Source organism: Kitasatospora sp. NPDC004531, from assembly GCF_053602195.1.
The window spans coordinates 66,596-86,998 of the sequence record NZ_JBSGDD010000009.1 but is presented as its reverse complement, the minus strand read 5'-3'; the positions used below and the strand labels follow the sequence as shown (position 1 = coordinate 86,998).

Here is a 20,403-nt window from a genome sequence, read left to right as displayed (position 1 = left end):
CGCCGAACGGTGAGTGAACTCGGCCCCCGGTGCCGCCGCCCGTGACGTTCACGGGCAGTGGCACCGGGGGCCTACGCGTGTCGCCGCGCTCGTCGGCGATCGGTGGTCAGTGGGCGGTCGCACTGCACAGACCGGTGGAGCCTGCGGAGCCGTCCGGTGCGGCGGACGACGCCGGTGCGGCAGGCCCAGCCGGTGCGGCGGGCGCGGCGGGCGCCGGGGTGTCGTGGTGTCCGGCCAACCAGAACCCGACCAACAGGCCGGCGGTGCCGACCACCTTGTGGCGGTTGCGCTTCCACCACGAGGGTGTACCGGCGGCCATGAACCGTAGCTGGGTGAACTCGGGGTGCTCGCGGGGCGGTGTGTCCTTGAACAGTCCCATCGCGGATGATCCTCCTCTCGCGTCGGGGAGTTCACGACCATACGCGCGGGCCACACCGACCGCAGGTGATTAATCCCGTTGCCGGGCTCCCCGTGCGCCCCTCGCGCCCCCTCCCGCTGCCGCAAGCCGGTCCGGACCGTCCCCTCACCAGTGCGCGGGCCGGGCCAGTCCGGAGCCGATGCGGGTGGTGGAGTCGCCCCTGGCGGCGTTGAGTTGGGCCTGCGTCAGGAACAGCGCGCCGGTCAGGTCCGCGCCGCGCAGGTCGGCGTCCCGCAGGTCCGCGCCGATCAGGTCGGCGCTGCGCAGGTCCGCACCGGACAGGTCGGCGGCGATCAGGTAGGCGCCGCGCAGGTTCGCGCCGCGCAGGTCGGCGCCCTTCAGTCGGGCCCCGATCAGGTCCGCGCCGCGGTGGTTGCGCTTCTTGCCGGGCAGCGCGTTGCGGGTCGACTCGCTGGCGCGCAGCAGCAGTTCGCTGGTCTCGGCGCGGATGGTGTGGACGTCGGCGGCGATCAGTGCGGCGGCGTCCCGGCGGGTCAGCTCGTCGATGGCGTCGGCGGCGCGGCGCAGCTCGGCGTGCATCGGTCGGGCCTGCGGGAGTTCCATCGCCTCGGTCAAGTACCAGAGCAGTTCGTGGAGTTGGCGCATCACCGGGAAGGCCTCGAACATCTGTCGGGCGGTGTCCTGGTCCTCGCGCCAGCTGCGGCCGTCGAAGGTGTGCTGGGAGATCTTCTGGCCGGCGCCGAAGCAGTCGAAGACGGTGCAGCCCTGGTAGCCGCTGCCGCGCAGCTTGGTGTGGATGCCGCAGCGGTAGTCGGCTGCGAGGTTGCGGCAGGGGGTGCCGGCGTTCTTGTTGGCCGCGAAGTCGGCGGACTTGGCGAAGGGCAGGGCGACGCAGCACAGCCCGAAGCAGGAGGAGCAGTCGGCGAGCAGGTCGAGTCGACGGCCGGTCGGGGCGGGGGGCTGCTGGTCGGTCACGGTGCGAGGTCTCCTGCGGGGCGGGGCGGCGGTCTCGGGTGGTTCCGCTCGGACGCCATTCTCCCCGGTCGCGGGGACGGGCCCGCCGCGGGGGCCCCGGGTGCCGCAACACCGCATGCCCGCCCGGGGAGGTCCGTCCCGCGCCGCCCGCCCCGGCCCGTCCGTCGCGGTCCCTCCGCGCGTCCGCAGCTCGGGTCATCCGCCGCCGGCCGTCCGCGCGTCGCCGCCGCCCGGGCGGTCGGGGGCGGCACAGTGGGGGCTGGCGCGCCCGGGCCGGGCGCGGTGGCGGCGGTCAGGGCGGTGGGAGGAGCAGCGTGGGCATCACCGGCGACTGGTACAGCGAACTGGGTTCGCACATGCGGTTGGTGGCGGGTCCGGACGGGTCGCTGACCGGGACGTACGTCTCGGCGACGGGTCGGGCGAGCGGCGCGTATCCGTTGGTGGGACGGCTGGTGGCGCCGGCGCAGGCCGGGCACGGGACGGCGGTGGGCTGGACGGTGGCGTGGCACAACGAGCTCGGTGACGCGGGTTCGGTGACGTCGTGGAGCGGCCAGTACCAGCGGAACGGCGCGGAGTGGATCTCGGCCGCGTGGCTGTTGACGCGGTCGGCGGAGGCCCCGGACGAGTGGGAGTCGACGGTCGTCGGGCACGACCTGTTCACCCGGCAGCAGCCCGATCCGGCGCGGCTGGAGGAGGTGCGGCAGTTGGCGCGTCCGCTGCCGCACCCGGTGCCCTGACCGCGCTCCCGGCGGTTCGACCGACTCGTGCCCGCCGCGCCCCCACAGTAGGGGGCGCGGCGGGCACGATGCGTCGAACTCCCGGCTACGGCAGGGGTGTTCCGGTGGCGGTGAGTTCCGCGGCGCTGGTCCACGGTCCTCGGTTCCCGGCTTCGCCGAGGGCCCTCAGGCGCAGGTAGCGGCCGTTCTTCGCAGGGAAGTCGACGGTTTTGGCGGTGGCGGTGTCGGCGAACGTCCCGGTGGCGACGGGGGCGCCCCAGGTCGTGGTGCTGTCGGAGACGTAGACCTCGTAGGCGCCGATCCGGCCGTTGACGCCGCCGTCCTGGCGGGGCAGGTAGCCGAGGCCGTCGACGCTGTAGCGGGCGCCGAGGTCGATTCGGATCTCGTGCGGCAGCGGGGCGGCGGTGCCGGACCACTGGGTGTGCCAGATGGTGCCCGCGTTGCCGTCGATGGCGTTGGCCGCGGCGCCGTTCTCGGCGGAGGTCTCCTGGCTGTCGGCGGAGACGACCTTCCAACTCGCCTGCGGGATGGGGCCGCTGGCGCTGACGGGGGTTCCGGCGGGCAGCGTGAGGCCGGTCGCGGTGACGGTGAAGGCGCTGGTGACGGGGTGGTTGCCGGCCTTGATCCAGAGGGTGCCGGAGCGGTCGGCGGGGTCGAAGTACCAGCCGGTGCTCGCGGCGTCGTACGCGGCCTTGCCGGTCAGCTTCGTGAGGGTGGACGTCCCGACCGTGACGCTGCTCGGCGCGGCGGCGGCGTGCACGGTGAACTCGTGGTCGCGGGCGGCGAGTTGTCCGCTGTAGCTGCCGTTCGCGGCGGCCACGGCGAGCGTGACGTCGCCCGAGCCGCTGCTGGGCGCGGTGACGTCGACCCGCTGGCGGGAGTAGGCGCCGCCCTGGTAGGCGCGGGTGGTGCCGTCGTCCTCGTAGAGGGTGAAGGAGGAGTTGCCGCGCGGGTAGACGTCCCAGGTGAGGGTGGAGACGGGCTTCTCGCCGCTGTGGTTCATCTGCGGCCACATCGGCACGACGGCACCGGACTTGACGAACAGCGGCAGGGTGTCGAGCGGCGCGCTGTAGCCGTTCAGCCAGCCCGGTCCGGTGTACGTCCTTCCGGTCCAGTAGTCCGTCCAGTCGCCCGCCGGCAGGTAGATGCCGTCGCGCACGGTGGTGTCGCTGACCACGGGGGCGACCAGGAAGGAGTCGCCGGCCATGAACTGACCACTCGTCAGATTGCCTCGTGCGACCGGGTCCTGGGGGTATTCGAGCACCATGGCGCGGGTGGCGGGGACGCCGGTGTCGGTGGCGACCCGGCTCATGGTGTACATGTACGGCATCAGCCGCATCTTCAGCTGGAGGTACGTGCGGTTGATCGACAGGTAGGGGTCGGCGAACCGCCAGGGCTGCTTGTCGTGGTAGCCGGTGGCCGGGTTGGTGGCGCCCCAGCCGGACATCGTCATGAAGGCCGGGGTGAAGGCCTTCCACTGGAGGTCGCGGACGTAGGTCTGCGGGCTGCCGTCGTAGATGCCGTCGACGTCCCCGGAGGCGTAGTTGAGGCCGGACAGGCCCGCGCCGGCGATGGACGGGACGTGCCAGCGCATGGCGTCCCAGTTGCCGTGGGTGTCGCCGGTCCACACGACGGCGTTGCGCTGGGTGCCGGCCCAGCCGTCCACCGTCCACACGAAGCGCCGGCCGTCGGAGTTGCCCTCGATGCCGGCCACGGCCTGATCGACGCCGGTGAACGCGCTCTTGTAGCCGCCGCCGATCCAGGCCACGTCGGTCTTGACGGCGCGCGAACCGGCCGTTCCCACTTCCCAGTTGATGCTGCTCAGGCCGGTGGAGGTCCACAGTCCGGTGTGGAAGCCGCGGTCGTTCAGGCCGGCGACCGTGGCGGGCAGGTCGGTGTAGGCGCAGCCGTAGCCGTCGTTGGGCAGGAACCAGCCGGAGGGCATGTCGGCGGCGCGGGCGTCGGCGGCGTAGCCGACCACGTCGGGGGTGGTCTGGTGGCGCGGCCGGTTGTGGTCGCCGGTGTAGGCGGGGTTGGAGGCGTTGAAGCAGTCGGCGTTGCCGAGTTCGAGTCCCCAGATCGGGGCGAGGAAGGGTTTGCCGGTGACGTCGGTGTAGGCGTTCAGGACGTCCTTGGGCGAGTTGCCGGCGAAGTACCAGGCGTCGAACCGGCTTTCGCTGTGGGTGAGTTGGGTGGGTGCGCCGAAGTTGTAGCTGCCGGGGGCCCAGGTGTTGCGCATGACGCCGTAGCCGTTGGTGGACATGTAGAACGGGGCGGGGCTGGCGTTGCTGTTCTCGGTCCACTGGTTGGAGACGGCGATCGGGACGGTCTTGTCGCGCAGCGCCCATTCGCCGAGGTGCAGGCCGGTGCCGTAGAACTGCTCGTCCTGGCCCCGGGTCAGGTACTGGGTGGTCTGGCTGTTGGTCCAACTGGTGGGCTGGGACTCGGCCCAGAGCAGGGTGGCATTGTCGGCGCGGTAGAGCGCGAAGGTGAGCGGGGTCTTGTTGATCCGCAGGGCGACGGTGCCGGTGTCGATGCGCCAGTGGCTTCCGGCGTCGACGAGGGTGGCGCCGACGTTGCCGAAAGCGGTGGTGACGGCGAGGTCGCTGCCGGCCGGGTCGTTGGTGAACGCGCCGTTGGGCGAGAGCCAGATCCGGAAGATGTCGGCGCGGGCCCACTGGATCCGGGCGGCGGCCCCGCCGGAGGTGGCGACGGTGAAGACGTCGCCCGTGCGGGTGATGGCGGTGGCGTTGCCGGCGGTGCCGGCGCGGGCGGCGGTCGCGGGGCCGGCCACGGCGAACAGGGTCGCCAGCAGCATCAGGACCAGCGTGGTCGCGGTGGAGCGTCGGCGGGCGTCTCGGGGTCCGGGCAGCGGGGTCCGTGGTGCGGGGCGCATCGGGATTCCTCCTGTGCGGGCGGGACGGACGGTGGCTGGTGCCTCGCCGGGCCGGACGGGGGTGGCCGAGGTGCGTCAAGTCGCTTGCGGGGCCGTGCGCTTGAGGGGTGGGGGCCGATCCGGCGAGTTGACCTGTACACATCGCAGCAGCAACCCGACATGCCGTCAAGCTTTCGTTCAAGCCGCATTCCGCGCAGCTTTGCGCACATCGCGCCGACCGTTTGCGCGAACCGCTCCGGCCGTGTGCGCGAGTCGCTCCGACCTCGACCGAGTACGCCACCCTCGCGTGCGGAAATGGCGGCAGACGTTCGCCTGCGCGAAAGATCCCTTTGTCCGGGCGCACGCCCGGCTTGGCCACAACGTTGGCATGCGAGTCGCCATCGTCACCGAGTCCTTCCCGCCCGAGGTCAACGGCGTGGCCCACAGCGTGCTGCGGGCCGCCGAGCACCTCGTCCGGCGCGGTCACCAGCCACTGGTGATCACGCCCGCACCGGCCCGGGGCGCGCACTGCCCGCCGCAGTCCTTCGGCCCGGACCACGAACCGCTGCCGGTGGTGCGCATTCCCTCCGTCCCGCTCCCCCGCTACCCGCAGGTGCGCATCGCCCTGCCCAGCCGCCGGCTCGCCGCCGCGCTGACCGCCCACCGTCCGGACGTGGTGCACCTCGCCAGCCCGTTCGTCCTCGGTGCGCGCGCGGCCCGGATCACCGAGCGCCTCGACCTGCCGACGGTCGCCGTCTACCAGACCGACCTGGCCGGGTACGCGCAGGCCTACCGGATGGGCCGCGGAGTCGGCTCCGCGCTCGCCTGGGCGCGGATCCGCGCCGTGCACCGCGCCGCCGCGCGCAACCTCGCCCCGTCCACCCCCGCCGCCCAGGACCTGACCGCGCACGGCGTGCGCAACGTCCGGATCTGGGCGCGCGGCGTCGACTCCGCGCGCTTCCACCCCGACCACCGGGACGAGGCGCTGCGCCGCTCCCTCGCCCCCGGCGGCGAGGTGCTGGTCGGCTACGTCGGCCGGCTCGCCCCGGAGAAGCGGGTCGACCTGCTCGCCGAGACCTCCCGGCTGCCCGGCGTGCGCGTGGTGGTGATCGGCGACGGGCCGAGCGGGCCCGCGCTGAAGGCCGCGATGCCCGGCGCGGTGTTCCTCGGCCGCCGCACCGGAGCCGAACTCGCCCGCTGCTTCGCCTCCTTGGACGTGTTCGTGCACACCGGCCCGCTGGAGACCTTCTGCCAGACCATCCAGGAGGCGATGGCCAGCGGCGTCCCCGTGGTCGCCCCCGCCGTCGGCGGCCCCCTCGACCTGGTCGGCCACCACCGCACCGGGCTGCTGGTCGCCCCGCGCGACGCGGCAGCCGTCGCCCGGGCCGTGGCCACCCTCGCCGCCGTCCCCGACCTCCGCGCCCGCTACGGCGCGGCCGGCCGCGCCGACGTCACCGACCGCACCTGGGAGGCCGTCGGCGACCAGCTCCTCCAGCACTACGAGGACGTCCTCGCCGAGTACCGCGACCGGTCGCCGGCGGCTCCGGAAACCAACGGGAAAACGCTTTCCCGTTCCGCTCGGGCCCGCCGCTCCGCTCCCGTTGCCGCCCCCCTCGCTGCCACCACCCCGGTTGCCGCCACTGCCCCCGCCGCCACCGCCTCCGCCTCCGGCGAGGGGCCGGGCGTGCCGGCGCCGATACCCGTTCCCCGTCCGGCCGAGGCGACGCCCGCCGGCGAACTGGTCGAGGAGCAGCCGGCGTGAACAGAGCACTGCGCATCGTCCGGGTGGCGAACTTCGTCACCCCCGTCTCCGGCGGCCTGCGCACCGCGCTGCGCCACCTCGGCGCGGGCTACCTGGCCGCCGGGCACCAGCCGGTGCTGATCGTCCCCGGTCCGGACCACCGCGACGAGTGGACCGAGCAGGGCCGGGTGATCACCCTGCCCGGCCCCCCGGTACCGGGCAGCGGCGGTTACCGGGTGCTCCGCGACCGTCGCCGACTGGCCGCCGTCCTGGCGGAGTTGGCCCCGGACCGGCTGGAGGTCTCCGACCGCACCACCCTGCGCTGGACGGGCGCCTGGGCCCGGGCGCACGGGGTGCGGTCGATGATGGTCTCGCACGAGAGCGCCACCGGCGTCCTCGGCACCTGGGGCCTGCCGCCGCGCACCGCACGGAGCCTCGCCGACCGTCTCAACTCCCGTACCGCGCACGCCTATGACACGGTGCTGTGCACGACGGCCTGGGCAGCCGCGGAGTTCGCACGCATCGGCGCCGACAACCTCGTCCAGGCGCCGCTGGGCGTCGACCTGGACACCATGCACCCCAGCCGCCACGACCCGGCGTTGCGGGCCCGGCTGGCCGATCCGCACCAGGTCCTGCTGGTGATGTGCTCGCGGCTGTCCGCCGAGAAGCGGCCTGAGCGGGCCCTGCACGCCCTGGCCGAGCTGCGCCGACGCCACCGCGTCCCCGCCGTACTGGCCGTCGCCGGGACGGGCCCGCTGCGCCGCCGGCTGGAGCGGCAGGCCGCCGAACTCCGCCTTCCCGTCAGGTTCCTCGGCCACCTCGCCGAACGCGCCGAGGTGGCAGCCCTGTTGGCGACCGCCGACGCGGTCCTCGCACCCGGCCCGGTGGAGACCTTCGGCCTCGCCGCACTCGAAACCCTGGCCTGCGGCACCCCCGTCGCCGTCAGCCGCTCCTCCGCACTCCCCCAGGTCGTCGGCCACGCGGGCATCGCCGCCCCCGACACCGGCCCCGGATTCGCCGACGCGATCACGGAGCTGCTGGCCCGCCCCGAACCCGACCGCCGCGCCGCCGCCCGCGCCCGCGCCGAGGAGTTCGGCTGGGACGCGGCCACCACCGCCTTCCTCACCGCACACGCCGCACCCGCCGTCGTGCCCAGCCCCTGACCTGCACCTCGGCACCCCGCCGTCCGCCATCTGCCGCCACGACGAACACAGGAACGCCCCGACCGGAACGAGCGGACACCCGCGCAGCCGACACACTCAACTCCCGCTCGCCCCAGCCCCGTTCACTCGACCCGGTCTCCCGGCCTCGCCCTCCCGCCAGGGCGAACGCGAGGGTGATCCGCCCCGCGAGGCAGCGCAGAAGCGCCTGCTCCTCACCCACCGCCCCCGGCAGCACACGTCGGCCATCGCCACCATCTGGCAGGCCTCGACTCCGCGCCCCCAAGCCGCACTCCATGCTCCGCCCCCGCGCAATCCACTCTCACCCGACCCCTCCGGAGGGACGTGATGACGGTACGGTTCGCAGCCCTCGGCGACTCCCTCACCGAGGGCGTCGGCGACCCCGTTCCCGGCGGTTGGCGGGGATGGGCCGGGCTGCTCGCGCCCAGCCTCTCCCCGCACCCCGTGGACTTCCGCAACCTCGCCACCAGCGGTGCGCTCAGCCGCGACCTGCTGGTCTCCCAGCTGCCCACCGCCCTCGCGCTGCGCCCGCAGTACGCAGCCGTGGTGGCAGGCGGCAACGACACCCTGCGCGCAACCTTCGACCTCGACCGGACGGCCCGCCAATTCGCCGCCGTACTCGGCTCCTTGACGGCCGCAGGCACCGTCCCGCTGACGGCCTGCCTGCCCGACCCCGGTCGGCTGCTGCGGCTGCCGGCGCCGCTCGCCCGTCCGTTGGCGCGCCGGATGCGCGGGGTCAACGCGGTGGTCCACGCGCTGTCCGAACACCATCACGCGGTGCACCTGCACCTCGTGGACCTGCCGTGGACCGAGCAGCGCGCCCTTCTGAGCGTGGACCGGCTGCATCCCAGCGCCGCCGGCCACCAGTTGATCGCGCGCGGCTTCCACACCCTGCTCGCCGAAGCCGGCCACCCGGTGGGCCCGCCGCCCGCCGAACTGACCACCCCCGCTCCCGGCCCCGGCTCGGACCTGTGGTGGATGGCCACGCGCGGCACCCGCTGGGTCTCGGCCCGCTCCACCGACCTGCTCCCGGGCCTGATCGCCCTCGCCGCCATCGAGGCCCGCCACCTGCTGCGCGGCTCGTCCCGCCGCCTCGACCGGGCCGAGGCACAGACCGTCGCCGCCATCATCCACCGCCTCACCGCCCCCGACCGCACCCCACGACCGGCCCCGCCCGTCGCCGACAAGAACTCCACTGCGGCACAAGGCAGTTCGACTCACCCGGCACCGTAGTAGCCGTGATCGAGCCGGGTACCGCATGGCGTCGGTCCGAACGGCCCGAATGTGCTCGGCAAGCCCGGCCGCCACCGGCCCCCGACAGCCCCTCCCCGCGCCCCCCGCCCACTCGAAGGACGCGAACAACCCTGCCGCACCGACGAGTTGAGCCCGATTCGCCGGAGCTTCGACGAGAACGAGATCCGGGCTCCCCGCGAGCAGCCACTCCTGGATCGCGCGGCCGCACCACCTCAGCCCACCACTCTCCCCGCGCGGCCACCCCGGCCCACGTCAGCCGTTCGGCGAATCCCCTCGGTCGCATCGGGCAGCAGCTCCAAGAGACCTGCGGCAAGCCGGACCTCGGCCTCGCCAAGGCGGTCCGACCAGACTTCCCGGTCTGCTCCGGGCGACTCTGCAACCGCTGCGCGGGCCAACTCCGGCTGGATCTCCCGGGATCCGGTCAACCCCCGCGCCGCCGGCCACTCGGTGAGGGCCGGGCCGTCCCGCAGATCGGCATCGCAGTCACCGAACGCCCGCAGACCCCTCCGGTGGTGCAGCGTCCAGCCGGCGGTCTGCTCCCCGTCACCGTCGTACACCAGGATCGTCGGCCACCCGACACACCCGCAGGGTGTCACCGGCACCGCCGTCCACGATCGCCAACGCCCGTGCCAACTCGGCGATTTCGTCACCGACCACCGTGGCCCGCGCCAACTCCGCCCGCTCCACCAGCCGGGCGCCCCCTCGACGATCACCACCCGCCGGGGCACCCGAGCACCGCCTCCAGCCCCGCCGCTGTCGGCGCACCCTCCGCCGCCCTCGCCCGCCACGCCCGCCACGCCCCCGAGGACACCGACGCCCCTCCACCGGCCGTCCGTCGCACACCACCGACCGCACCAAAGTCCCGCCCTGCAACGCCTCTTGTGGTCGGCGGGCCGACTCCCGATACTTCGTCGAAAGGGAGGAGAGCGTGATGACGCCGCTCTGGCAGTCCTGCCGCCGCGCCGCCGTCCGCATCGTGTCGGCCGCACTGGAAGCCCCGGCCACCCGCGCCAGGTTCATGCGCCGGTGCGAGATCTGGCAGCTCGATGCCGAAACGACCGCCGAAGACGTACGACTGATCATCTGCATGGGCGCGGTGCGGCTCGCCCTCGACGCCTCGCCACCCGCTGACGCCGAAAACGCGGCCCGAATCCCGGCATCCGACATCGCCCGGTCCGTCAGCAACCGCCCCGCCTACGAACTCCTGACCGCGCTCCCCGACCACATCGCCCCGCACGACCGGCCACCGGCCGCCCGCCTCATCTCCGTCATCGGCTCCACCAGCGACCGCGCAGCCATCCACTGGGAGCGCCTCGCCCTGCTCGTCAGGGACATCGCACGGTAGCCGGCGACCTCGCCGCCCGCCCTACTGCTGCCGCTCGGTGCCGCTGTCGAAGTAGGCGTCCAGGTACGCGTCCGGCTCCAGCGGACTGTCTCGCAGCAGCGAGAACACCTCCGTGCCCACGCCCGGCGCGTCGGCTGCGCCATCGCCCTCGACCATGCGGTAGGACTGCGCGAAACCGAGGTACTCGACGCTGTTCTCGGCCGCGTAGGTCTCGGCCTCTGCCTCCGCGCGGGCGATCGCGTCCTCGGCGGACGAGGCCCGCCAGAGGGTGATGCGCTCCTCGTAGGAGGGCCCCTCCGTGGCGGTCCACTTGAACACGCATCGGACGCCGTACCAGTTCATGCCCTGCCCACCCGTTCGGAGAAACGATCACTCGCCGTTCAGGAGGATTCTGGCAGCCTGATCACGGCCGAGCCGCGCGCGAGGTCGATCCGGCTGCGGTTCGGCGGGGCGCCGTCCTCGTCCTCGTCGCGGAGCATCAGCGCCGACTGGCGTTCCTTGAGCTCGTTCTGCTTGCCCGCCGAGAACTGGGCGTGCAGTTGCTCGAAGCCGGTCGCCGAGATCTGGCCCTGCCGGTGGCCGGGACGCCAGGGCAGCAGGCCGGCGCGTCCGGCGCGCAGCAGCACCTGGTCGACCACCGCGAGGGCGGTGAGCAGCAGTACCAGGCCCGGCAGCGTCATGAAGACGATGAACCCCATGCGGCCAGTATCGCCGCCCGGCCGTCTCCCGGACAGGGACTTGAGCCTCCTGTTCGGTCCGGAAGCCGCCCCCGGGCCCGGCGCCGCCGCGCCGCACCGGCGGAACCGGGAACGGCCGTCGTAGCATCGCCCTCGGAGTACCCCGTCCGCACCCCCTTGGCTGGAGGCAGTGAGCATGGACGTCGGTTTCGTCGGTCTGGGCGCGATGGGCCGGGCGATGGCTCGGCAGTTGCTGAACGCGGGGCACACGGTGCGGGTGTGGAACCGGTCGCCGGAGCCGGTGGCGGAGCTGGTCGCGGACGGCGCGACGGCGGCCGAAACGCTGGCGGAGGCGTTCGGCGCGGAGGTGGCGATCTCCATGCTGGCGGACGACCAGGTGGTCGAACGCCTGTTGCTGACCGAGGAGTTGCTGTCGTCGGCGCGGGCGGCGGTGCACGTCAACATGGCCACCGTCTCGCCGGGGCTGGCGCGCCGCGCCGCGAACCTGCACGCGCAGCACGGACTCGGGTACATCGCGGCGCCGGTGCTGGGCCGGGTGGACGTGGCGGCGGCCGGGAACCTGAACATCCTGGCGTCCGGGCCGGCGGCCGAACTCGACTGGGTGGCACCGCTGTTCGACGCGATGGGTCGGCACACCTGGCACCTCGGCGAGGACCCGGCGGCCGCGAACGTGGCGAAGGTGAGCGCCAACTTCCTTCTGGTGTCGGCGATCGAGGCGTTCTCCGAGGCCGCCGTCCTCGCCGAGGCGAACGGCCTGGCCCCGGCCGCGCTGCTCGATGTCCTCACCAACTCCCTTTTCCCGGGTCCGGTTTACTCCGGCTACGGCGCGATGATCACCGAACAGTCCTTCGACCCCGCCGGGTTCCGCCTCGCGCTCGGCCTCAAGGACGTCAACCTCGCCCTCGACACGGCCGCCGCCGCCAACGTCGCGCTCCCCCTCGCCTCCCTGTTGCGCGACTCCCTGCTCCAGGCCATCGCGCACGGCCACGGCGACAGCGACCTCGCCGCGATCTCCACCACTTCCCGTAGTCGCGCGGCACTCTGACGCTCCATCAGGTCGGCACGGGGCCGCCCGAGCCCCGGCACGTCAGACGCGCACGACGACGGTGCCGGCGGCCTGCAGCGCGTGGATCTCGTCGGCGGGGGCGCCGTCGTCGGTGACCAGGGTGTCCAAGCGGTCGGCGGGCGCGACGTGGGCGAAGGCGGTCCGGCCGAGCTTGCCGCCGTCGGCGGCGACCAGGGTGCGGCGGGCGGCGGCCATGGCGGCCTTCTTCATGGCGGCGTCGTCGAGGTCGTAGGCGGTCAGTCCGTCGGCGGCGCCGAGGGCGCAGCAGCCGAGGACGGCGGTGTCGAAGCGCAGCGCGGAGATCGACGCGAGGGCGAGGGGGCCGGTGAGGGCGCCTTCGGTGGCGCGGGGCCGGCCGCCGGGGACGAGCAGGGCCGCGGGCCCGGGGGTGTCGCCGAAGACGTGGATGGCGGGCAGCGAGAGCGGCATCACGGTGACGGGGCGTTCGCGCAGCAGGCGGGCGACCTCCAGGCAGGTGGTGCCGCTGTCGAGGAGCACCGTCTCGCCGTCGGCGATGAGCGCGGAGATCCCGGCGGCGATGCGGCGCTTGGCATCGACCGCCTCGCGGGCGCGCAGGGCGAAGGGCGGTTCCTCGCCGCGCAGCAGCAGGGTCCGGGCGCCGCCCCGGAAACGTTCCAGGACGCCGTGCGCGGCCAGCGCGTCGAGGTCGCGCCGGATGGTCATCTCGGAGGTGCCGGTGAGTTCGGCGAGTTCGAGGACGGTGGCGCTGCCCACGTCCTGGACGGTCTGGGCGATCAGGGCGTGGCGCTCCGCGGTGTTCATACAGAGATTGAACCGCACCCCGAACCGAACATCTACAATGTTCGCATCCCGCGTTTCGAACAACAGAATTGTTCGTTATGGTCGGACGCATGGAACGCTCGCTCCGGGCCGCCCGCGTGGCGACCTACGTCTACTTCGTCCTGTGCGGCACCCTCATGGGCGCCTGGGTGGTGCACATCCCCGCCGTCGAGAGCCGGGTCGGGATCAGCCACGCGGGCCTGGGCGGCCTGCTCGTCCTGCTCGGGCTCGGCGCTTTCGGCGGCATGCGCGCGGCGGGGCGGCTCACCGACCGTCTCGGCGCCCGCACCGTCGTCCCCGCCTCCGGCGCGCTGTGCGCGGCGTCGCTGGTTGGTGCTGCCCGGCCTGGCGCCGGACGTGTGGACGCTGGCTGCCGCGCTGCTGGTCTTCGGCTTCGCCAACGGCTGCCTGGACGTCGGAATGAACGCCCATGCCGTCCACGTGGAGCGGGCGTACGGGCGGCCGGTGATGTCCGGCTTCCACGCCACGTTCTCGGTCGGCGGCGTGGTCGCCGCGCTGGCCGCCGCTGCGGGCGCTGCCGCCGGCCTCGGCCCGGCCGTCACCCTCGCGGTCCTCGGCGTGCTCGGCCTCGCCACCGCGCTCCTGGCCGCCCGCAGCCTGCTGCCCGCCACCGCGACGCCGGACGACGTCGCCGACGCGCGCACCTCCGCACCCGCTGCCGACACTGCCGGGGTCCGCCGCCGGATCCGGGTCCTCGCCGTCCTCGCGCTGATGGTGATGCTCGCCGAGGGCGCCGCCAACGACTGGAGCGCCCTGCACCTCAGGGACGTCCTCGGCGCACCCGCCGGGACGGCCGCGTTCGCCTACGGCACCTACGCCGCCGCGATGACCGTCGGACGCCTGCTCGCCGACCGGTTCGCCGGCCGCTACGGCTCGATGGCCGTCCTGCGGCACGGCGCGGCCACCGCCGCGATCGGCATCACGACCGCCGCCCTGACCCCGTGGGTGTGGGCCGCCTTCGTCGGCTGGGCGCTGTTCGGCCTCGGCCTGTCCGGCTGCGTCCCCCAGCTCTTCAGCGCCGCGGGCCACGCCGACCCCGCCGCCGCGGGCGCCAACGTCTCCCGCGTCGCCGGACTCGGCTACCTCGGCATGCTCGCCGGGCCCGCCGTCATCGGCTGGCTCACCCGCCTCACCGCCCTCAACCACGCCTTCCTGCTGCTCACCCTCCTCTGCGCCGCCACCGCAACCGCCGCCACCGCCCTGCGCACCCCCTCCCCGCGCCCGGGCCCCACGACGTCCGGCCCCGCCGACCTCGCGGGAACCTGAGCGGCGCGGCTTCAGCGGACCCAGGGGCCCGGGAGGTCCGCACGGATGGTCCGAAGATCGGAGATCGTGCGCCCGCGTGCGTGGATCCACGACCGGTCCTCAAGGCCGTCCCGGCGAAGCAGCCGGCCGGGGGCCGCGTACCAGCGGATCGGCGAGTCGTCGCGGCTCGCCCACATCGGGTGGTCGGGCAGGTCGACCCGGGCATAGCGGGCGTGGAGGTCCGGCAGCAGCGCGTCGGGCAGCTCGCAGGCGTCGTAACGGTGGCCCGCCGCGAAGAGCGACTCGCTCAGCACCAGCTCCACCCAGGCCAGGGACATCCGGTCGAGGAAGGGAATCCACCCCCGGTCGGATTCCACCACCACCGGGGGATCGTCCTGTTCGATCCGGGCCAGCGGGATTCCCCAGGAGGCGCAGTCCTGGTTCTCGCGCCGGTGAACGAGGACGCCGCCCAGGGCGTCCTCCACGTGGAGGCCGGACAGCTCGACCAGCGGGTCCTGCTGCCGGGTCAGGTCGTCCCGACGGCCGAGGAGCGCGTAGCCCTCGCGCAGGGCGGCCGGCAGCGCGAATCCCAGATCGGCCTCCGCAGCCGCCAACTCCGCTGCGGTGCAACCGTCCTGCGGGCCCAGCGGACGGCCCGTCCAGGCGTCGGCGAACCAGCGCACGAACCCCCACGCGTCGGAGCGGCTACGCACCCCGCCGCGCAGAGCCGTCGCCGCATCGGGACCGTCGGACATACCGCGGACGCTACCGCCTCCCACCACCGCGCGGCGAACCGCTGGACCCGGGCCGGCGAGGGCCTGTTGCGAAAGTGATCGGTCTCGCTGCCTGACAGCTCACAGTCCACGGATGGCTTCGGCCAGGTCAGGACCGTAGGAAGCCCAGCAGACCACAGACCCATCGGTGTCGATCTGTCCCATGAACCACTCGTCACCGGCTTCTGCAAGGCACAGGTCGTGGAAGGAGAGGATGAGGTCGGGCTGGTCCACGACGTAGCGGGGGACCTCGTCGCGCACCGCGCCCGTATCCCAGCGGGCAGGCCGCAGCAGCCGCTGCATCGGCCCGGGGCGGGCAGGACCGGCGTGCTCGGCCGGCCGCCGGCAGCTCTTGCGCTCGGTCCCGGACAGCAACCCGAGCAGACAGACGCGGGCTGTTGCTCTTGGCTCCACCCGCCCGAACAGGCCCGCGATCCGCGCCATGGCCTGGTCGAACAACGCCCGCCATCGTGCAGGGTCTACGCTGTGGCCCGCGGCCACCGAGCGATCTTCAAGAGTCCACACAACCCTTGGTCATCTCGCGGCGGCCGTATGCGTCAGGTGTCGTAGTACTCACCGTCGTCGCCCTGAACCCTGGCATCCAGGAGCTTCGCAACCTCGCGCATCTTCGCGATCACCGCGTCGCTCGGGTTCTTGGACACGATCCGCCCGGCGTTCCACCACATCGGAACCGCCGCGAGACCGGGATCGGCAGCGACCACCGCTTCCCACTCCACCGTGCTGATGTCCCGGCCCTCCTCGACCCACCAGTTCACCCACCGCGTGATGTGTACGTCGTAACCCATGGCCAGCCACAGTAGAGCGGGAGACCGACATGATCGCGAAGTCGCACTGGAGTACTGGCCGGCCTTCCGGGCACCGCCCGAACGGGCCCGGGCGGGGCGAACCGGCCGTCAGTGTCCGGGTGTGCTCGGGGCCGCCGGGCGCTGTGGTTCCAGGCCCAGGCGGCGGGCGTCGCGTTCGGGACGGATGGCGACGACCGCGAGTGCTCCCGCCGCCGTCATCACCAGGGCGGCGACGAGGAAGGCGGTGCGGTAGCCCGTGCCGGGGTCGTCGGCGGTGTCGAGGAGGTGGCCGGTGAGGAAGGGGGCGGCGAGGCCGGGAAGCGTCCCGGTGGCGGCGACGATGCCGAACAGGGCGCCCCGCTGGGCGGTCGGGACGACCTCGGCGGTGGTCATGTAGTGCAGCGGGATGGCGACGCCGACGGCCCCGAAGGCGAACGCGATCAGGATCAGGCGCGGCACGGCGGCGTCGGTGAAGGGGAAGGCCGCCATCGCGCAGCCGGCCGCGCAGACCGCGAGGCCCTGGGTCGCGCCGGTCGACCAACGGCTCGACCACCCGCGGGACTTGAGGGCGTCCATCAGCGGGGAGACGGTCAGCAGCAGCAGGAGACCGAAGGCGGAGACGGCGCTGATCGCGGTGGCGGCGGCGTTCGGGGCCAGGCCGAGTTCGGTGCGCAGGTAGGCGGGGAGCCAGGCCTGGCTGAGGGAGAGCGCCCAGGCGGCGCCGAAGGCGCTGGAGATGCTGCCGAGCACGGTGCCGGTGGTGAGCAGCCGGCGGTACGGCAGACGGCGCGGGCCGGTGCCCGGGGTGCCGTCGGCGGGGGCGGCCCGGGTGTGGTCGAAGGGGCCGTCGTGGCCGACGCGCCACCAGAGCAGCCCCCAGAGCGCGCTGACGACGGCGAGGGCGGCGAAGGCCGAGCGCCAGCCGTGTCCGGTGATGATCCAGGTGAGGACGGGGGCCGCGACGAGGGTGCCGAGCGCCGCGCCGCCGATCTGCAGGGCCGAGGGCAGGCCTCGGCGTGACGGGGGGAACCACTTGTACAGCGCGTGCATCGACATGGACGCGGCGGGGCCCTCGGCGGCGCCGAGGAGGGCGCGGCCGGCGATCAGCGCGGGCACCGTGGCGGAGAGCAGGACCGGCAGTTGGGCGACGGCCCACAGCAGGGTCAGGGCGAACAGGAGCATCCGGCTGGACATCCGGGTGGAGAGGAAGCCCACCAGGAGGCCGGAGAGGCTGAAGAGCAGGGCGAAGGCGCTGGAGATCAGGCCGTAGGTGCTGTTGTCGATGTCCAGCTCGTCCATGATCGGGACGGCGGCGAGGCCCAGGACGGACTTGTCGGCGAAGTTGACGACCATGAAGGCGACGATCATGGCGGTGACCAGCCAGGCGCGGCGGCGGTCGTACGGGGGGTCGGCGGCCGGGGCGCCGGTGCGGTCGATCGGGGGCGCGAGGGGGCGGGGTGCCATGGGTGACTCCTGCGGGTGGGGGTGGAGCAGGGGGTCGTGACGTCGGTGGACCCGCCGGGTGCCGGGTCCGGCCGTTGCCGGGGCCGCCGGCCGTCGGGCGTACGGGCGGCGGCCCCGGCTCACGGGCGGCGGCCGCGGCTCACGGGTGCGGGCGCGGTGCAGGGTGCCGGGTGGCGGGGCCGGTCAGACGAGTGCCTTGGCGATGGCGTTCTTGTGGATCTCGGTGGTGCCGGTGACGATCCGGAACATCCGCAGGGTGCGGAAGATCTGTTCGACCTCGTGGCCCCGGGTCAGGCCGTCCTTGCCGTGGATCTGGACGGCCTGGTCCGCCACCCGGAAGCACGCCTCGGAGGCGAACAGCTTGCACATGTTCGCCTCCACCGAGATGTTCGCGCCGCCGTCGGCCCGGGCGGCGGTGGCCATCACCATGGAGCGGGCCGCGTGGATGTCGGTGGCCATCTCGGCGAGCTTGTGCTGGATGGCCTGGAGGGCGAGCAGCGGCCGGCCGAACGCGACCCGGTTCTTGGAGTGGGCCACCGAGAGGTCCCAGGCGCGCCGGGCCGCGCCGATCAGCGAGGGGCAGTGCAGCAGCCGGTTGAGGGTGACGCGGCCGATGCCGATGCGCAGGCCCTCGCCGATCCCGCCGAGCAGGTTGGCCGCCGGGACGCGGCAGTCCTCCAGGAGCAGGTCGCCCTCCATCTGCTGGCCGGACATGGGGACTTCGCCGTCCAGGACGCGGCAGCCGGGGGTGTCGAGGTCGACCAGGAAGGCGCTGTAGGCCTCGTCCGGGCCGGCCATCCGGGCGACGACGATCGCGAAGTCGGCGAAGGGCGCGGCGGAGCTGAAGACCTTGTGCCCGTTGAGGAGGTAGCCGTCGCCGTCGGGGGTGGCGGTGGTGCTCATGCGCCGGACGTCGGATCCGGCGTCCTGCTCGGTGAGCGAGAAGCAGCAGGCGCGTTCGCCGCGGACCACCGGCAGGAGGTAGCGCTCCAACTGGTACTCGGTGGCGTACTTGACGATGGCGCCCACCCGCAGCGGCCCGCCCAGGTCGCCGAGGACGGAGTGCGACAGGGCGGCCCCGGAGGCGGTCAACTCCTCCTTCAGGGCGCACAGTTCGGTGAGGGTCAAGCCCTGTCCGCCGAGTTCCGGCGGCAGGCTGATGCCGTAGAAGCCGAGTTCGGCGCTGCGCTTCCAGACGTGTTCGAGGGTGGCGCGGTCGAGCCGGCTCTCGGGGGTGATGCCGTGCTCGCGTTCGTAGGGGATCAGCTCGTCCGCGAGGTAGCCGCGCAGCCGCACGACCAGGCCCTGGAGGCGGGGGTTGTCGTCGTAGGAGGGGGTGAGGGTGTAGGGCATGGGGCGGTTCCTGTTCCGGGTAGCTCGGTTGCCGCCGCTGTCGCGGCGGGCGGGTCAGTGGACGCGGCGCTCGGCGCCCGCCCAGTACGGTTCTCGGATCGCCCGGCGGTCGATCTTGCCGTTGGGGTTGTGCGGCAGTGCGGTGACGAAGTCGACCGAGCGGGGCTTCTTCATGCGGGCGAGGCGCTCGGCGCAGAACCCGGTGAGCTGTTCCTCGGTGAGTGCGGCGCCGTCGCGCGGGACGACCACCGCCTTGACGGCCTCGCCCCACCGCTCGTCGGGGACGCCGACGACGGCGGCCTCGTAGACGTCCGGGTGCTGGTGGAGGACGGACTCCACCTCGACGGCGTAGATGTTGAACCCGCCGGAGATGATCATGTCCTTGCGGCGGTCGACGATGAAGACGTAGCCGTCCGTCCGGCGGCGGGCGAGGTCTCCGGTGAGGAACCATCCGTCGCGGAAGGACTCGGCGGTCAGCGTGGGCTCGTTGTGGTAGCCGGGGACGACGTCGGGGCCCCGGACGGCGATCTCGCCGATCTCGCCGTCGGGCACCTCGGCGCCGCTCTCGTCGACGATCCGCACGTCCGCCTCGGCGAGCGGGCGCCCGCAGGACAGCAGCAGTTCCTCGTCCTCGCCCTCGATCGCCCGCCGGTGGTCCTCGGTGGACAGGAACAGCACGCCGGAGGTCGTCTCCCCGCACCCGTACCCCTGCGAGAGCACCGGCCCGAACAGGTCCCAGGCGGCGCGGATGCGGGACGGGGACATCGGTGCGGCGCCGTAGATCAGCTGGCGCAGGCTGGAGAGGTCGTAGTCGCGGGCGGTGGGGAGCGCGAGCACCGTGTTGAGCATGGTCGGCACGACGAAGGCGTGGGTGGCGCGCTCCCGCTCGACGGTGGCGAGGAACTCCTCGGCGTCCCAGCGCGGCAGGACGATGGCGCGGCCGCCGGCGAAGAAGACTCCCATCAGGGGCATGCCGGAGGCGTGGGTCACCGGGCCGGCGAGGATCTGGCCCTCTCCGGGGCCGACCCGGGTGTCCGCGTTCATCACCGACTTGCGCATCAGCGCCAGCCGGTTGCCGTAGGTCTGCACCGCGGCCTTGAGCCGGCCCGTGGATCCGGAGGTGAAGTGGAGCACGGCGGTGTCCCGCTCGTCGCACTCGACGTCGACCGCCTCGGGGACGGTGTCGGCCAGCGTCCGCGGGTAGCCCGGGCCCAGCTCGCTCGGGCCGTCGTAGCACAGGACCGTCTGCACGTTCGTCCCGGGGAGCGCCGCGCGGACCGTTTCCAGGTGGTCGGCGTCGGTCAGCAGGACCCGGGCGTCGGACTCGCGCAGCAGGTGCGCCACCTCGGCGTCGCCCAGGCGGGCGTTGACGGGGACGCGGGCCAGCGCCGCCTTGTACAGCGCCACCTCGGTGACGACGAGTTCGGCGCGGTTGGCCGAGAGCGTCGCGACCCGGTCGCCCCGCTCCAGCCCCGTCCCGCGCAGCGCGGTCGCCAGCCGGTCGCTCCGGTCGTCGAGTTCCGCGTAGGTCAGCCGGACCGGGCCGCAGACCAGGGCCTCGGCGTCCGGGTGATGGCCGGCCGTCCGACGCACGTACCGCCCGAGGTTCATGGGCACCTCCATGAAGATTCCGAACACTTAGTTCGGAAAGTAGCTTGGTGTCCGGCAACCTAAGGGCAGCGCTAGGGT

General features: G+C 73.5%; 18 protein-coding genes and 2 pseudogenes. 7 read left to right on the top strand and 13 right to left on the bottom strand.

Going from position 1 to position 20,403, the window contains the following annotated elements; genetic code table 11:
* Positions 1–106 precede the first annotated feature (106 nt).
* The gene (locus tag ACWEMJ_RS06895) at positions 107–379 is read right to left on the bottom strand and encodes a hypothetical protein (RefSeq protein WP_452135913.1); all 273 of its coding nucleotides are present in this window, start codon (positions 377–379) and stop codon (positions 107–109) included.
* A 144-nt stretch (positions 380–523) separates the two neighbouring features.
* Positions 524–1,354: a pentapeptide repeat-containing protein gene (locus ACWEMJ_RS06890; protein WP_452135912.1), complete on the bottom strand. Its 831-nt coding sequence runs from the start codon at positions 1,352–1,354 to the stop codon at positions 524–526.
* Positions 1,355–1,668: 314 nt separating this feature from the next.
* On the opposite strand from ACWEMJ_RS06890, the gene ACWEMJ_RS06885 reads away from it, so the two are divergent.
* Entirely contained in the window at positions 1,669–2,091 is a 423-nt protein-coding gene (locus tag ACWEMJ_RS06885; protein WP_452135911.1) for an avidin/streptavidin family protein, read from the top strand.
* Between the two features lie 85 nt (positions 2,092–2,176).
* Here the strand turns inward: ACWEMJ_RS06885 and ACWEMJ_RS06880 are convergent, their stop codons facing one another.
* Complete coding sequence (locus ACWEMJ_RS06880) at positions 2,177–4,909, bottom strand: TIM-barrel domain-containing protein (protein WP_452135910.1); 2,733 nt, start codon at positions 4,907–4,909, stop codon at positions 2,177–2,179.
* A 445-nt stretch (positions 4,910–5,354) separates the two neighbouring features.
* Here ACWEMJ_RS06880 and ACWEMJ_RS06875 point away from each other — a divergent pair, with 445 nt between their 5' ends.
* The 3 genes from ACWEMJ_RS06875 to ACWEMJ_RS06865 all read left to right on the top strand — a co-directional run bounded on the left by ACWEMJ_RS06875 (position 5,355) and on the right by ACWEMJ_RS06865 (position 9,121).
* The gene (locus tag ACWEMJ_RS06875) at positions 5,355–6,728 is read left to right on the top strand and encodes a glycosyltransferase family 4 protein (RefSeq protein WP_452135909.1); all 1,374 of its coding nucleotides are present in this window, start codon (positions 5,355–5,357) and stop codon (positions 6,726–6,728) included.
* A complete protein-coding gene (locus ACWEMJ_RS06870) occupies positions 6,725–7,870 on the top strand; it encodes a glycosyltransferase (RefSeq protein WP_452135908.1) in 1,146 nt (381 codons plus the stop codon). Before ACWEMJ_RS06875 ends, ACWEMJ_RS06870 begins: the two co-directional genes overlap by 4 nt.
* A 345-nt stretch (positions 7,871–8,215) precedes the next feature.
* Positions 8,216–9,121 (top strand): SGNH/GDSL hydrolase family protein, encoded by a 906-nt coding sequence (locus ACWEMJ_RS06865; protein ID WP_452135907.1) that lies wholly within the window; start codon positions 8,216–8,218, stop codon positions 9,119–9,121.
* Between the two features lie 233 nt (positions 9,122–9,354).
* Here the strand turns inward: ACWEMJ_RS06865 and ACWEMJ_RS06860 are convergent, their stop codons facing one another.
* A complete protein-coding gene (locus tag ACWEMJ_RS06860) occupies positions 9,355–9,699 on the bottom strand; it encodes a hypothetical protein (protein ID WP_452135906.1) in 345 nt (114 codons plus the stop codon).
* Positions 9,700–10,073: 374 nt separating this feature from the next.
* Here ACWEMJ_RS06860 and ACWEMJ_RS06855 point away from each other — a divergent pair, with 374 nt between their 5' ends.
* Positions 10,074–10,487 carry a hypothetical protein gene (locus ACWEMJ_RS06855; RefSeq protein ID WP_452135905.1) on the top strand — a complete coding sequence of 138 codons (414 nt, stop codon included), beginning with the start codon at positions 10,074–10,076 and terminating at the stop codon, positions 10,485–10,487.
* Between the two features lie 21 nt (positions 10,488–10,508).
* Here ACWEMJ_RS06855 and ACWEMJ_RS06850 read toward each other — a convergent pair whose 3' ends face one another.
* Positions 10,509–10,829, bottom strand: a complete 321-nt coding sequence (locus ACWEMJ_RS06850; RefSeq protein ID WP_452135904.1) for a hypothetical protein — start codon at positions 10,827–10,829, stop codon at positions 10,509–10,511.
* Between the two features lie 38 nt (positions 10,830–10,867).
* On the bottom strand, positions 10,868–11,185 hold the full coding sequence (locus tag ACWEMJ_RS06845) for a DUF6191 domain-containing protein (RefSeq protein WP_452135903.1): 318 nt from the start codon (positions 11,183–11,185) through the stop codon (positions 10,868–10,870).
* A 169-nt stretch (positions 11,186–11,354) separates the two neighbouring features.
* On the opposite strand from ACWEMJ_RS06845, the gene ACWEMJ_RS06840 reads away from it, so the two are divergent.
* Positions 11,355–12,230, top strand: coding sequence for an NAD(P)-dependent oxidoreductase (locus ACWEMJ_RS06840; protein WP_452135902.1), 876 nt, complete (start codon positions 11,355–11,357; stop codon positions 12,228–12,230).
* A gap of 42 nt (positions 12,231–12,272) precedes the next feature.
* Here ACWEMJ_RS06840 and ACWEMJ_RS06835 read toward each other — a convergent pair whose 3' ends face one another.
* Positions 12,273–13,034, bottom strand: coding sequence for a DeoR/GlpR family DNA-binding transcription regulator (locus ACWEMJ_RS06835; RefSeq protein ID WP_452135901.1), 762 nt, complete (start codon positions 13,032–13,034; stop codon positions 12,273–12,275).
* 89 nt (positions 13,035–13,123) lie between these two features.
* On the opposite strand from ACWEMJ_RS06835, the pseudogene ACWEMJ_RS06830 reads away from it, so the two are divergent.
* Positions 13,124–14,339: pseudogene (locus tag ACWEMJ_RS06830) on the top strand (MFS transporter).
* Between the two features lie 11 nt (positions 14,340–14,350).
* Here ACWEMJ_RS06830 and ACWEMJ_RS06825 read toward each other — a convergent pair.
* From ACWEMJ_RS06825 to ACWEMJ_RS06800, 6 genes and pseudogenes are all read right to left on the bottom strand, one after another.
* Positions 14,351–15,073, bottom strand: coding sequence for an SMI1/KNR4 family protein (locus ACWEMJ_RS06825; RefSeq protein ID WP_452135900.1), 723 nt, complete (start codon positions 15,071–15,073; stop codon positions 14,351–14,353).
* A 246-nt stretch (positions 15,074–15,319) separates the two neighbouring features.
* A pseudogene (locus tag ACWEMJ_RS06820) lies at positions 15,320–15,535 on the bottom strand (IS701 family transposase); the annotation flags it as partial.
* Between the two features lie 113 nt (positions 15,536–15,648).
* Positions 15,649–15,897 (bottom strand): hypothetical protein, encoded by a 249-nt coding sequence (locus ACWEMJ_RS06815; RefSeq protein WP_452135899.1) that lies wholly within the window; start codon positions 15,895–15,897, stop codon positions 15,649–15,651.
* Between the two features lie 108 nt (positions 15,898–16,005).
* Entirely contained in the window at positions 16,006–17,361 is a 1,356-nt protein-coding gene (locus ACWEMJ_RS06810; protein ID WP_452135898.1) for an MFS transporter, read from the bottom strand.
* 183 nt (positions 17,362–17,544) lie between these two features.
* A complete protein-coding gene (locus ACWEMJ_RS06805) occupies positions 17,545–18,714 on the bottom strand; it encodes an acyl-CoA dehydrogenase family protein (RefSeq protein ID WP_452135897.1) in 1,170 nt (389 codons plus the stop codon).
* Positions 18,715–18,768: 54 nt separating this feature from the next.
* Positions 18,769–20,325, bottom strand: coding sequence for an acyl-CoA synthetase (locus ACWEMJ_RS06800; protein ID WP_452135896.1), 1,557 nt, complete (start codon positions 20,323–20,325; stop codon positions 18,769–18,771).
* Positions 20,326–20,403: the final 78 nt, after the last annotated feature.